The following is a 13,495-nucleotide window of genomic DNA, read 5'->3' as shown; positions in this document are numbered from 1 at the left end:
TGTTGATGCGTGCGCTACCCGGCGTAGTTGGCGTTGTCGTGGTGCCGACCCTGATTGTGACGGGGTGCTCGTCGTCGGGGGAGCCGACATCGACCACTACCGGATCAACCTCGACCGCGACGCCGCCGAATGTTTATGAAGCGACACGTGTCGAAGGTGTGAATAGGCTGCTCGGCAAGCTCAACGACGCACTTCTGAGCGGCGACGTGGCGAAACTCGACGGGTTGATCGATGTATCGGCGACGCCACGTTTCCGCGCCGCGCTGCATACCGAGGCTGCGAATGTCGGGACGGCGACGACCGAGACCGGGGCTGCCTCGTCCAAACGTGGAAATGTGCTGAGCTACAAGACTTTCCGGTATTGGCTGGGAAGTGCCGATGCTGAGTTCGTGGTGCCGCGAGAGCTGCAAAATCGCCTCGACGATCAAGGGAGCTCAGATAGCTGGTTCGCTCCGGTGAAGCTGAACTACGCTCTCGGCGGCGAGTCGTCACCGGGTCTGGCCGAGGACGACATTATGTTGAGCACTCCACTCGCGCTGGCCCGTTACGACGACGATTGGAAGATCGTCGGTGATTCCACCGTTTTGGATGACGTGCAGGCGCCGGCCCCCACGCTATGGAGTTATCCCGGGCTGCGGGTCCGCGACGTAGCGACTTCGGGCGGCGACTCGGTCGTCCTGTCTTATCCAGGGACCGATGCGGCCGTTGCGAAAGTCGCGAGCGAACTTCCGGAAGCTGTTGTGGCGGTGACGAATTTCTGGGGATCGTCGTGGGCGCGTCGCGCGGCTGTGGTCGCTACCGGAACCGCAGCAGAATTCAGCGGGTTGGCTTCGGCGGACAGTCCGGTCGGGGCGGCGGCGGCCGCGACGATATACGCGAACCTCGACAATGCGAAGAAGACCGCAACCGGACAACGGGTGGTGCTGACGCCGACGGCGCGTACGCTCCCCGCGCCCGCACTCGCGGTTGTCCTGCGGCATGAGCTCACCCATGTCGCGGTTCGCGGTGTTACCGCTCCCGGCGCCCCGCTGTGGATCACCGAGGGAATGCCAGAGTTTGTGGGGCGCAAGGGAACCTATCAACGGTTCGACGACGTCGCGCCTAATCTCGCCGCCGAATTGCGGTCCGGTCAGATGCCTGCTCAGCTACCCGACGATCGTGACTTCGCCGTCGACCAGAATTCAGCGCTCGTCGCATACCAGTCGGCGTGGTCGGTGTCGGCATTCGTCGCGGAGAAGTACGGTCTGGACCGGCTCAAAGCGTTGTATCTCGGAGTGGCTGGATCGGATAAGATTCAGGCGCAGGACCTCGCGATTGTGAACACCCTGCGCATGTCGCGGGCACAGTTTGTCGCGCAGTGGCAGGACTGGCTCCGCAAGCAGGTTCGATGACTTCGTCCTCGGGGCGGGCGATGCCCCGAACCTTGTTGATTACCAACGACTTTCCACCGCGACCCGGTGGAATCCAGTCGTATCTGGAGAACTTGGTCGACCTGCTGCCGCCGGAGAATGTGGTGGTGTACGCGCCGCGATGGCGGGGTACGACTCATCAGGACTTCGATGCTCGCGCGGCGTATACCGTTGTGCGGCATCGGACTACGCTGATGTTGCCGACACCCTTCGTCGCTCGTCGGGCGGCACGGCTGGTGCGTGACTATGACATTGACACGGTGTGGTTCGGTGCGGCAGCGCCGTTGGCGGTGTTGGCCCCGGTCATGCGCAGAGCGGGCGCGCGCCGGATCATCGCGTCGACACACGGTCATGAGGTCGGCTGGTCGATGTTGCCGATCGCGCGGCAAGTGTTGCGAGTGATCGGTCAGACGACCGACGTGGTGACATTTGTCAGCAAGTACACGCGCGGTCGGTTTGCCTCAGCCTTCGGGGCCGGCGCGGCGCTGGAGTATCTGCCGCCCGGCGTCGACATCGACCGATTTACTCCGGATCCTATTGCGCGACAATGGCTTCGGGACCGCCATGAACTCGGCGATAAGCCGACGATACTGTGCCTGTCGCGGTTGGTTCCGCGCAAGGGGCAGGACGTGTTGATCGAGGCGTTGCCGACTATCCGCGAGTCCATCCCCGACGCGACGCTCGTCATCGTCGGCGGCGGGCCGTACGCGGATACGTTGCACGAGCTGGCCGCAGCGTCGCCGGTGACCGAGCACATCATCTTCACCGGGTCGGTGCCGTCGAGTGAACTAGCCGCGTATCACAACATCGCCGACGTTTTCGCGATGCCGTCGCGCACCCGCGGGAAAGGTCTCGATGTCGAGGGGCTGGGCATCGTCTATCTGGAGGCATCGGCGACCGGCGTGCCGGTGGTCGCCGGATCTTCCGGCGGCGCACCGGAAACCGTCCGTGCGGGACAGACCGGAGTGGTTGTCGACGGGCGGTCGGTTGCCTCGGTTGCCGATGGCGTGGTCGAGATCCTCGCCGACCGCGAACGTGCCTGGCTGATGGGCGCCGCAGGCCGGGAATGGATCGTCGGACAGTGGCGATGGGCGCAGATCGCGGCACGTCTGCGGGAGCTGTTGTAACTCCCGCAGACGTCTTCTACTTCGCGTAGAGAGCTTCGATTGCGTCGGCGTACTTCTCCGACACCACATTTCGCTTCACCTTCAGCGTTGGCGTCATCTCGCCGGTCTCCTCGGTGAAGTCGGTGGGCAGGACCTGGAATTTCTTGATGGCCTCGGCGTGCGACACGGTCTTATTGGCCTCGTCGATCGCTGTTTGCACCTCTGCGCGCAGGGTCGGGTCATCGGCCAGGTCAGCGACGGTCGCCGACGCATCCTTGCCGTTGCGTTCCTTCCAGCCGGGGAAGGCTTCGGGATCGATGGTGACCAATGCCCCGATGAACGGCTTTTGGTCGCCGACGACCATGGCCTGCGACACCAGACCATTGGCTCGGATGACATCCTCGAGCCCCGCGGGTGAGACATTCTTGCCGCCCGCGGTCACGATCAGTTCCTTCTTGCGGCCGGTGATAGATAGGAAACCGTCGGCGTCGACGGCGCCCAGGTCGCCGGTATGGAACCAGCCGTCGGTCAGCGCAGCCGCGGTCGCGTCCGGGTTCTGCCAGTAACCGTCGAAGACGACACCGCCCGACAACAGCACCTCGCCGTCGTCGGCAATGCGAACGGCGTTGCCGGCCAACGGTTTCCCGACACTTCCGACCCTGTGCTCGCCTGGTGTGTTCACCGAGAACGCCGCCGTGGTTTCGGTGAGGCCGTAGCCCTCGTACACCGGAACGCCGACGCCGCGGAAGAAGTGGCCGAGCCGCGCGCCGAGCGGTGCGCCGCCGGAGATCGCCAACTCGCACCGGCCGCCGAGGGCGGTGCGCAGTTTGCTGTAGACGAGTTTGTCGAAGACCGTGTGTTTGAGTTTGAGGCCAAGGCCAGCGCCGCCGGTATCGAGTGACTGGCTGTAGGCGACCGCGGTATCGGCGGCGAGGTCGAAGATCTTGCCCTTGCCGTCGTTGTGTGCGTTCTGCCGCGCGGTGTTGTAGACCTTCTCGAATACGCGCGGCACCGACAAGATCAGCGAGGGCCGGAATGCCGCGAACTCGGGGAGCAGATTGCGCGTGTCGGCGGTGAATCCCACTTCCACACCGGCTTTGACGGCCACGTAGGTGATCGCGCGGGCCAGCACATGGGCGAGCGGCAGGAACATGAGCAGTCGCTTGCTCGGACCGAGCAATGTGCGCATATTGCCTTCGAGCACGGCGTCGATTTCGCTGAGCATATTGGCGTGGGTGAGCATGCAGCCCTTGGGACGGCCAGTGGTACCCGAGGTGTAGATGAGGGTGGCCGGGTCGCCTGCTTTGACACCGGCACGCCGCGCGGCGACATCGGTATCGGGGATGTCGGCTCCGGCTGCTGTCAGGGTGGCGACGATGCCATCGGCGCCATTGTCGATCTGGTATACGGTTTTCACACTCGAGAGGTTGCCGATATCTTCGATGATGGCGCGCTGGCCGTCATCCTCGACGACGATCGCGACGGCCTTCGAATCCTGCAGAATCCAATCGATTTGCGGGCCGGAGGACGAATCGTAGATCGGAACCGGGATGGCACCGGCCGACCAGATCGCGACATCGATCAGTACCCACTCGAGTCGAGTCCGCGATAGCAGTGCGACGCGATCACCCGGCTTGATGCCCTGGGCGATGAATCCCTTGGCGAGTGCGGTGATTCTCGCGGCCGCTTCGGCGGCGGAAACCGGCTTCCACTCGCCGTCGACCTTGTCCCGGAAGAGTGTCTTGTTGGGGTCCTGCGCGGCGATGTCGAAGATGACATCTGTGCAGTTCGCGTCAGCGGCGATAGTGAACTTGGCCGGGACGGAGAACTCGGTCATCGTCAAACCTTTCACGGGTGAATCCGGGGATACTGCCGAGTAATAGGTTATATGCAGGTGTTTGTTCAGCTTATGCGGGTCGCGATCGCATGCGGGCGTTTTGCGGGTCCGGCTCGTTGGGGAGCGCGTACTCGCGCATGCGACACTAAACCGGTGACGAGCATTCAGGTGGCGGATGAGATCTTCGTCGCCGCAGCACCGGAATTGGTGACCGAGGTGATCGCGGATCGGGGACTGTGGCGCAACTGGTGGCCCGATCTGCGCCTGACGGTAACCGAGGATCGTCGGCACGAGGGAATGCGGTGGACCGTCGAGGGGCCGCTCACCGGAACGATGGAACTGTGGTGCGAGGCGGTCATGGACGGTTTTGTGCTGCACTACTACTTACACGCGGAGCCCACCGCCACACTGCCCGTCGATGACCGTGCTCGATTCGAGGCGATCGCCGAGGTGAATCGGCTACGCCGGGTGGCAGGCAAAGCGATGTCATTCGATGTGAAACAACGGCTGGAAGCGGGGCGGGAGCCAGGTGACCCCGCGGTCAGCGCAACTTCGGCAGGGGAGCAGAAGTAGATGACAGAAAATAGCTCGACGTCGAGTAGCGGGGACTCGACACAACGGTCAATCGTCATCAACGCCGACGCCGATCAGGTAATGGCAGTGATCGCCGACTTCGCGAAATATCCCGAGTGGGTGTCGGCCGCCCGCGAGGTCGAGGTGATCTCCTCAGCGGACGACGGTTCGGCCAAACAGGTGCGATTTGTACTCGACGCCGGAGTGCTCAAGGACACCTACATACTCGACTATGAGTGGGCCGCCGATGGCCGATCGGTGTCCTGGCAATTGGTCAGCAGTGACCTACAACGGGACCAGCGAGGTAAATACAGTCTCGCGCAACAAGTTCCGGGATCGACGAAAGTCACCTACGATTTGATGGTTGATCTAGTCGTGCCGCTGATCGGTGCGCTGAAGCGGCGAGCGGAGAAGGCGATCACCGACACCGCGCTCAACGACCTGAAGAAAAGAGTTGAAGGCTGATCGATCTCACGCCCATTCACTTGCTGCTGGGACCGGGCGGCGATGGGGTTTCAGTGGTGGCCGCCGCTGCTGCGGTAGGCCCGCGCAGTAGCGGGCGATCAGCGTCGGACCATACTTTGCTGATTACGTGTGATCGTCATTCGCAGACCGCGAATCGGCTGGGTGTGTACAGTAAAACCGCTGTGCCGGTTGAGGTTTCGTCGAGCCTGTCATTACTTGAGCTGGACCCGCTCGCCGTCACCGAGCAGACCTGGGGCGAATTCGCCGAGGCGCTGTCGATGACGCAGTCGCATGCCGGGCCGATTCTACCGGTGGTGTCCTCGTTGGCCGCCGTCGCGCCGGGCGAGTTGATCTCGTTACCGGGCGTCGAAGACCTCCTCCTGCTCCGTCGGGTGCGCGACGAGGCGACCAGCGGCCGTTGGACTTCGGTAATCGTCGACTGTTCGGGTCAGCGTGACCCGTTGGCGCTGTTGCGTGCGCCCGCGGTGCTCAGTCAGGCACTCAACCGACTCTGGCCTCGGCATCGGCGCCTGGCCGCGGCGAGTGAGCGCCCGATGATGGCGCGTCTAACGTCGGCTGTCGATCAGTTGGACGGCGATTGTCGCGATATCGCCGCTTTGCTCGCGGATCCGCATACCACCGCCGCCCACCTAGTTGTCGGGGCCGGATCGCGAAGCATGGCGGTATTGACCGCACAATTGGCGTCGGCCGCATTGATGGGTTTACCGGTGCGCACGGTATTCGTCAGCGGCGGTGACGCCGCGGACCACGAGCGGATCGCAGCGCTTGCCGGCGATGCGATCGACGTCGTGGCAGTCCCGAAAGTCGTTGACCCGCTTGATCGTAGCGGCAGATTGCGCAAGCTGGGTGTCACCCTATCGGCGCCGGGCGGACGTCCGTTTGGTTCCGCCGCGGCTCGGGTGGACCTCATCGCCGGTAGTGATCTGGACGCGATCTACGAGATGCGGTGGCATCAACCGCTGCCTGAACCCGACCGGCTGGGTCTTGGCAGATCTGACGACGACCTGTTGGTGACGGTGAGCGGATTTCGGTACCCGGTACGATTACCGTCTGTGCTACGTCGATGTGTGGTCACTGAGGCGGCTTGGGAAAGTGGTGTGCTGCGGATCCGGTTCGCACCGAATCCGGCGGTATGGCCGCAAAAGCCGGAGCAGAAGAAGACGGCATCGAAGAAGTCGGTGCGTAAGACCTAGCGTGAATAGGCGCAGCGAAGACAGATTCTCGCCGACCGGCAGGACAGACGGGAGACTCCATGACGCAGGAGCGTGACCAGAGCGGTACTGGCACGGGCGGCGATTCGCCAGATCTGATGCGTGAGCTGTTGCTTGGCTTGGCGACCCAGATCGACAATCTGGCCGGACTTTTCGCGGGTTCACCCGACCTCGTTGGCGCCGGGGTGGCCAGTCATGACCTATCCGGTGACATTTCGGCGTTGCTTGGGGAAATCGGTGAGTTGCTCGCCCGACTGATAGCTACGCTGATCGCGGTTCTAGAAGCTGTAGCGAAGGCACTGCGCGGATCACCCGCCAATGCGGGTGCCGGTGCGCCGCAGCAGTATCAGTCGATCGCGGTGCGGATCGATCAGCCCGCGGCCACGGATTGACCAGACTCCTCTCGGGTAGAAAGGTCGGGCTATGAGCAGGTTGACGGTAGGCATCGACATTGGTGGTACCAGTGTGCGCGCCGCGGTCGTCGACGAGCGAGGGCAATTACTCGACACATTGCGCGCAGTCACGCCGTCTACCACCGAGGCGCTCGAACACTGCCTGGAGCGGCTGGCGGCCGAACTCGCATCACGGTGGTCGATCGCCGGCATCGGCTTGGCGATCGCGGGCTTCCTCACCGCAGAACGTGACGTCGTGCGGTTCGCGCCGCATTTGCCGTGGCGGGAGGCGGCGGTCGCGGCGGATATGACGGCGCGGATCGGACTGCCGGTGTTCACCGAACATGACGCCAACGCGGCCGCATTGGCCGAATACCGATTCGGAGCCGCAGCTCGTGGACACAATTCACTGGTGGTGGCCATCGGCACCGGTATCGGAGCTGGCTTGTTGCTGGACGGCAGGCTGTATCGCGGAAGTTTCGGTGTCGCACCGGAATTGGGGCACATCACGGTAGTGCCGAACGGGCGCCCGTGTGCCTGCGGCAAGCGAGGATGCTGGGAAAGGTATTGCAGCGGAACGGCTTTGGTGGATACTGTCGTCGAGTTGGTCGCCGACGCCGATTGGGGCCGTAGCCAACTGGCGGCGGACCTCGCCGCCGATCCTGGTTCTGTCACCGGACGCCGGGTGGCGGCGGCAGCCGCCGACGGCGATCCCGTTGCCGTGCGGGCCTTCGAACTCTTCAGTCGATCACTGGCGCAGGGCCTGGCGATGATCGCGGACATCTTCGATCCGGACCTGATCGTGATAGCTGGCGGCGTTGGGCGGGCATCGGGCCTATATCTCGACGAGGCGCGCGAACAGTACGCAACTTTGATTACCGGTGCGGGACATCGCCAACTCGCCCGCATTCGAGGTACGCAACTCGGCGAATCCGCAGGCGTCATCGGTGCTGCAGAGGTCGCTCGTCAACAGCTGTCGGTTGCGGCCGGATCGGCATGAGTTCGCTTCACCGACCGACGGGGAATGCCTTCGTCGCGTCCACCGGACAGCCACAGAGTAATCTTTGTGCTCAACGGGACTGGTCCCATGCGATAGGACCGAAACCGACAATATTTCGAGGCGGTGCGGAGTAGACAATGACGTGGTACTGGCTGTTCAAGTTCGTGTTGATGGGACCGTTCCTTCGGCTGATCGGTCGGCCGAAAATCGAAGGGCTGGAAAACATTCCGGCCGACGGTGCGGCCATCCTGGCCAGTAATCACCTCGCCGTGGTCGACAGTTTCTACCTGCCGCTGATGGTGCCCAGACGAATCTATTTCCTGGCGAAGAGTGAATATTTCACCGGCACCGGAGCCAAGGGAGCATTCCAGCGCTGGTTCTTCAGTGCCTCGGGGCAGATCCCAATCGATCGGTCGGGCGCCGATGCCGCGGCGGGTGCGTTGCTATCCGCTCGCCGCATGCTCGATCAGGGCGAACTGATGTGCATGTACCCCGAGGGCACCCGGTCGCCGGACGGACGCCTGTTCAAGGGGAAGACCGGATTGGCGCGTGTCGCGATGGAAACCGGCTTGCCGGTCATCCCGGTCGCCATGATCGGCACCGATGGCCTGAACCCACCCGGCACCACCATCCCGCGTCTGGCCCGGATCACCGTGAAGATCGGCAAGCCGCTGGATTTCTCGCGTTTCGACGGCATGGCGGGCAACCGGTTCATCGAACGTGCGGTAACCGACGAGATCATGTACGAACTCATGCAGTTGTCCGGTCAGCAGTACGTCGATGTATACGCGGCGTCATTGAAGAACAAGCCGACCGAGTCGAGCGAGCCTACCGACGGGGCGCAGCAGCCCGCGGCATGACTCGTTAGTGAGTCAGGGTGTCGCGATTCGACTAGCTGGTCGGGGTAGCAGCGCTGGCGGATCGCGACTCTGGTGCCAGTTCGCCGTCTGAGTGCGTCGAGGCCGGCAGGCGCGCCGGTGCCAGCCACAGCGCGATGAGCAGGCACAGCCCCCACAGGGTGTAGGAATTTCCGACGATCTGGTCGATGAGGTTCCAGTCGCCAACCTGCTGCGGCAGCAATTGGTACGGCCCGACCGCGAAGATCGCCGCTCCCGACACCGCTAGCGCGGCGTGAACCCACCTGGTGCGGCGTTCATCGCTTCGCGCTGCGATCACCGCGCACATGATGATCGCCGGGATTACCCACACCCAGTGATGCCCCCAGGTAGTCGGTGAGATCAGCAAACCCCAGGTGGCGATCGCGATCGTCACGGACATGGCATCGACGCGACGCTGCGGTGCGTCGGATGCGAAAGCCGCCACCGGTCTTGCCGCGCGCACCGCGAGCACCATCAGGCCGGTCGCGATCACCGAGCTGACGAACCACAACATCTGCTGGGCGGATTCGCTGTCTACCAGGCGAATCCACAGCGCATTCAAATTCTGGTTGATCGGACCGGCCGGGTCACCGATGCGGGTGGTGTGGAACAGCGTGTGAGTCCAGTAGCGCCACGAATCAGACGGCATCCATACTGCGGCCAGCGCCGCCGCGCAGGCGAAGGTGACGGCGACGGTCGCCGCCGCGCGCCACTGTCGGGCTGCGATGAAGACGGCGACGAAGACCAGCGGCGTCAGTTTGATCGCCGACGCGACGCCGATCAGAATGCCGCGTGCTCGGCCGCGTCGACTTAGCACGAAGACATCGATGACGATCAACGCCAACAGGTAGATGTTCACCTGCCCGAACCCCAGGGTCATCCACGTCGGGTTGAGCCAGATCGCCGCTGCGGCGATCGCCGTGGCGAGCCACCAGCGATTGGCTGGTGTCCCAACGTCGAGCACCCGCAACACGATCTTGATAATCACCACGACCAGCGCGATCGACGTGAGTGCGACGAACCAGCCGGCCACAGTCAGCGGCATCGCGCCGAGTGGGACGAATGACAGCGCCGCGAACGGGGGATAGGTGAACGGCAACCAGATTCCATCGTCGGTGAACGGCATCGAGCCAACGTCGTAGAGCGATATACCCTGCTGCCAGAGTTGCGAACCCAGTCGGTAAACATCGAGGTCAATACGCGTACGGGTGCCGAAACTCGAAGTGAATGGCACACCGACCACCTGCATCAGCGTCGATGCCGCGAAGACGAACACGATCGCGGTACGCGCGAGGGCGCTTGGACGCCACCTGGACAGCGAGGCATCGACTCGGGAGGGGAACAAGGGCATCTGCGGCGCATTCTGAGCGGGGGACACTGGGTACGGCGGTGAACCGGCATGAGGCGGCTCGGGGGATACTACGGTCATGCGATTCTTCTACGACTCGGAGTTTATCGAGGACGGCCACACGATCGATTTGGTGTCGCTCGGGGTGGTCGCCGAAGACGGTCGTGAATTCTACGCGGTGTCCACCGAGTTCGACGAGTCACGCGCCGGAGACTGGGTGCGGGCACACGTCCTGCCCAAGTTGCCGTCGCCGGCATCGAAGGTCTGGAAGTCGCGGCGGGCAATCCGCGACGAGCTGCTGGAGTTCCTGACCGCCGATGGTTCGGAAATCGAATTGTGGGCCTGGGTTGGCGCCTACGACCACGTGGCACTGTGCCAGCTCTGGGGGCCGATGACGGCGCTGCCGCGCATAATTCCGCGATACACCAGGGAATTGAAGCAGTCCTGGGACGATGCCGGTCGGCCCGCACTACCGGCTGCTCCGCGAGACGCCCACGACGCGCTCGCCGACGCACGACACAACCTGCGCAAGTGGGAAGCCATCGAAGCTGCCGGCCACCCCGGTTAGCCCGAGGTCATGTACGCGATGTGAGTGGACATCGCTAGGCTATTGCTCGTGGTGAACTGGACTGTCGACGTGCCGATCGACGAACTGCCCGAATTGCCCCCATTGCCGGGCGAGTTGCAAGACCGCTTTGACGCGATGCTCACGCGGCCTGCCAAGCAGCAACCGAGCTGGTCCGAGGACGAGGCTCGTAAGATGCGCACGGTGCTGGAGAGCGTGCCGCCGATCTGTATGCCCGCCGAAGTGGAGGCGTTGTCGGCGCAACTGGCCGATGTCGCCAACGGCAAAGCTTTTCTCTTACAGGGCGGTGACTGCGCCGAGACCTTCGTCGACAACACCGAACCGCATATCAAGGGCAATATTCGCACCTTGTTGCAGATGGCTGTGGTCCTCACCTACGGTGCCAGTCTGCCGGTCGTGAAGCTGGCGCGTATCGCGGGCCAGTACGCCAAGCCGCGGTCGTCGAATACCGACGCGTTGGGCCTACTTTCCTACCGTGGCGATATGGTCAACGGTTTTCCGCCGGATGCGACTGTCCGCGAACATGATCCGTCACGTTTGGTGCGTGCCTACGCGAATGCGTCAGCCGCGATGAATCTTGTTCGGGCGCTGACCAGTTCAGAAGCCGACCTCCATCGAGTCCACGACTGGAACCGTGAATTCGTGCGGATCTCACCTGCCGGTGCACGCTACGAGGCGCTGGCCGCCGAAATTGACCGCGGGTTGCGTTTCATGGACGCCTGCGGTGTGCGCGACACCAGCCTTCAGTCAGCGGCGATTTTCGCCTCTCACGAAGCGCTGGTCCTCGACTATGAGCGGGCGATGCTGCGGCTCGCCGCAGATCCGCGGGGGACCGACGAGAAGGTGCTCTACGATCTGTCCGCGCACTTCCTATGGATCGGCGAGCGTACCCGCGACCTCGACGGTGCTCATATCGCGTTCGCCGAACTGATCACCAACCCGATTGGCATCAAAATCGGGCCGACCACTACGCCCGAGCAAGCGGCCGAATACGTACGGCGCCTCGATCCGCATAACCAGCCTGGTCGACTCACCCTTGTCGCGCGTATGGGCAATGGCAACGTGCGCGACGTTCTGCCGCCTATCGTCGCGGCTGTCGAGGAGACCGGCCACAAGGTCATCTGGCAGAGCGATCCCATGCATGGCAACACCCACGAGGCCAGCACCGGTTACAAGACAAGGCATTTCGACCGGATCGTCGACGAAGTGCAGGGATTCTTCGAGGTGCATCGCGCGCTCGGCACGCATCCGGGCGGCGTACATATCGAGTTGACCGGTGAGGACGTCACCGAATGTCTCGGCGGCGCGCAGGAAATTTCTGATCTGGATTTGGCCGGCCGGTACGAGACGGCGTGTGATCCGCGTTTGAATACTCAGCAGTCGTTGGAGCTGGCGTTCCTGGTCGCCGAGATGCTGCGCGGATAGCCGAACTCAGCTCAAGAAGCCGTTACCCAGCCACCAGCCGGCGGTTGCCAGGCAGGCGGCGGCCAGTAACACCAGGAAGATCCAGAATGCGGCCAGCCCAGCGCGGCTCGGTTCCTCGATCGGATCGTCGTCGTCGCCGTCGGGCAGGTCGATGCTGCGGTCGTCGATGTCGTGATAGTTGTCGACCAGCGGCGCGGCCCGATTAGGGTCGGTGACCGTCCGCGTACGCGTCGGCGGAACCGTGTCGATCACACTCGGCGTCGGCGGCAGCTCTTCGGGTACCTCACCATGCGGCGAGCCGCCACGGGATCGGAACGCCGACACCGACTCTCGTTCCGCGGAGCGGACCGGAGCGGGCACGGTGAACGGGGGGAGATCGAGGTCGTCAGCGGCGTCGAGTAGTGCACGACGCAGGTCGAATCCGTCGAGATAGCGGTCGCGCGGGTCACGTTCGGTTGCGCGCAACACCAATTCATCGATCTCCGGTGGGATTCCGGGAACCACCGCGCTCGGTGCGGGAACGTCGTAGGTGAGGCGCTGATATGCGAGACCGAGCGGGGTATCGCCACGGAATGGCGTTCGGCCAGTAAGCAATTCGAACATCACAATGCCGGTGGAATAGACATCGGACCGTGCGTCGGCATAGGTCGACTGCACCTGCTCGGGCGACAGATAGGCCGCCGTGCCCAGAATGACACTGGCCGAGGTAACGCCAGCTTCGGCGACCGCGCGTACCAGCCCGAAGTCGGCGATCTTCACCTCGCCGTCGTCGGAGATGAGGATATTCTCCGGCTTCACATCACGATGTACCAGACCGGCGCGGTGGGCGGTGCCAAGTGCGCCCAGTACGGGATCGAGTGCGGCCACGACAGCGTGCGGCGGCATGGGACCGCGTTCGCGAAGCAACTCGCGCAGACTGCCGCCCTCGACCAATTCCATGACGAGGAAGGCGGTATCGGCGTCGATGCCCTGGTCGTAGACGGCGACGAGTCCGGCATGTTTGAGTCCAGCGACCGCGCGTGCCTCAAAGTCGAAGCGCTTCAAGAAGACTGGGTCGTGGCTGTAGGCGGCATCCATTACCTTGACGGCGACCGAGCGCCCCAATCGGAAATCATGGGCCAGGTAGACCGCGCTCATTCCGCCACGTGCGATGAGTGCGTCGAGCCGGTATCGGCGTTCGAGCGCGGCGCCCAGTAGTGGGTCGACGGCATTGTTCACCTGCCTGAATTTACCCGCCTATCCAA

13 protein-coding genes are annotated in these 13,495 nt (G+C 63.5%); 10 read left to right on the top strand and 3 right to left on the bottom strand.

Translation table 11 applies throughout. The features are described from left to right. Positions 1–5 precede the first annotated feature (5 nt). Both AAFP29_RS18790 and AAFP29_RS18785 read left to right on the top strand, forming a co-directional pair. Positions 6–1,391 carry a hypothetical protein gene (locus AAFP29_RS18790; protein WP_419218935.1) on the top strand — a complete coding sequence of 462 codons (1,386 nt, stop codon included), beginning with the start codon at positions 6–8 and terminating at the stop codon, positions 1,389–1,391. A 20-nt stretch (positions 1,392–1,411) separates the two neighbouring features. Further along, positions 1,412–2,536: a glycosyltransferase family 4 protein gene (locus AAFP29_RS18785; RefSeq protein WP_419219402.1), complete on the top strand. Its 1,125-nt coding sequence runs from the start codon at positions 1,412–1,414 to the stop codon at positions 2,534–2,536. 16 nt (positions 2,537–2,552) lie between these two features. Here the strand turns inward: AAFP29_RS18785 and AAFP29_RS18780 are convergent, their stop codons facing one another. Next, on the bottom strand, positions 2,553–4,352 hold the full coding sequence (locus AAFP29_RS18780) for an AMP-dependent synthetase/ligase (protein WP_419218934.1): 1,800 nt from the start codon (positions 4,350–4,352) through the stop codon (positions 2,553–2,555). Positions 4,353–4,505: 153 nt separating this feature from the next. Here AAFP29_RS18780 and AAFP29_RS18775 point away from each other — a divergent pair, with 153 nt between their 5' ends. From AAFP29_RS18775 to AAFP29_RS18750, 6 genes are all read left to right on the top strand, one after another. Beyond that, a complete protein-coding gene (locus AAFP29_RS18775) occupies positions 4,506–4,925 on the top strand; it encodes a hypothetical protein (RefSeq protein WP_419218933.1) in 420 nt (139 codons plus the stop codon). Further along, positions 4,926–5,390 (top strand): SRPBCC family protein, encoded by a 465-nt coding sequence (locus AAFP29_RS18770; RefSeq protein WP_419218932.1) that lies wholly within the window; start codon positions 4,926–4,928, stop codon positions 5,388–5,390. It abuts the gene before it with no gap. A gap of 20 nt (positions 5,391–5,410) precedes the next feature. Then, positions 5,411–6,604, top strand: coding sequence for an ArsA-related P-loop ATPase (locus AAFP29_RS18765; protein WP_419218931.1), 1,194 nt, complete (start codon positions 5,411–5,413; stop codon positions 6,602–6,604). Positions 6,605–6,663: 59 nt separating this feature from the next. After that, complete coding sequence (locus AAFP29_RS18760; RefSeq protein ID WP_419218930.1) at positions 6,664–7,014, top strand: hypothetical protein; 351 nt, start codon at positions 6,664–6,666, stop codon at positions 7,012–7,014. A 31-nt stretch (positions 7,015–7,045) separates the two neighbouring features. After that, positions 7,046–8,014, top strand: coding sequence for an ROK family protein (locus AAFP29_RS18755; RefSeq protein WP_419218929.1), 969 nt, complete (start codon positions 7,046–7,048; stop codon positions 8,012–8,014). Positions 8,015–8,151: 137 nt separating this feature from the next. Beyond that, positions 8,152–8,874 carry a lysophospholipid acyltransferase family protein gene (locus AAFP29_RS18750; protein ID WP_419218928.1) on the top strand — a complete coding sequence of 241 codons (723 nt, stop codon included), beginning with the start codon at positions 8,152–8,154 and terminating at the stop codon, positions 8,872–8,874. Between the two features lie 31 nt (positions 8,875–8,905). On the opposite strand, the gene AAFP29_RS18745 is transcribed toward AAFP29_RS18750, so the two are convergent. Further along, positions 8,906–10,243 carry a glycosyltransferase 87 family protein gene (locus AAFP29_RS18745; RefSeq protein ID WP_419219401.1) on the bottom strand — a complete coding sequence of 446 codons (1,338 nt, stop codon included), beginning with the start codon at positions 10,241–10,243 and terminating at the stop codon, positions 8,906–8,908. Between the two features lie 76 nt (positions 10,244–10,319). Here AAFP29_RS18745 and AAFP29_RS18740 point away from each other — a divergent pair, with 76 nt between their 5' ends. Next, the gene (locus AAFP29_RS18740) at positions 10,320–10,808 is read left to right on the top strand and encodes a polyadenylate-specific 3'-exoribonuclease AS (protein WP_419218927.1); all 489 of its coding nucleotides are present in this window, start codon (positions 10,320–10,322) and stop codon (positions 10,806–10,808) included. Positions 10,809–10,856: 48 nt separating this feature from the next. Further along, positions 10,857–12,251: a class II 3-deoxy-7-phosphoheptulonate synthase gene (locus tag AAFP29_RS18735; protein WP_419218926.1), complete on the top strand. Its 1,395-nt coding sequence runs from the start codon at positions 10,857–10,859 to the stop codon at positions 12,249–12,251. Positions 12,252–12,257: 6 nt separating this feature from the next. Here the strand turns inward: AAFP29_RS18735 and AAFP29_RS18730 are convergent, their stop codons facing one another. Then, a complete protein-coding gene (locus tag AAFP29_RS18730; protein WP_419218925.1) occupies positions 12,258–13,469 on the bottom strand; it encodes a protein kinase domain-containing protein in 1,212 nt (403 codons plus the stop codon). Positions 13,470–13,495: the final 26 nt, after the last annotated feature.

The sequence above is a fragment of the Gordonia sp. CPCC 205333 genome, from assembly GCF_048537885.1.
GTDB lineage: Bacteria > Actinomycetota > Actinomycetes > Mycobacteriales > Mycobacteriaceae > Gordonia.
The sequence above is the reverse complement of the archived record's forward strand: the minus strand, read 5'-3'. Positions and strand labels throughout refer to the sequence as shown.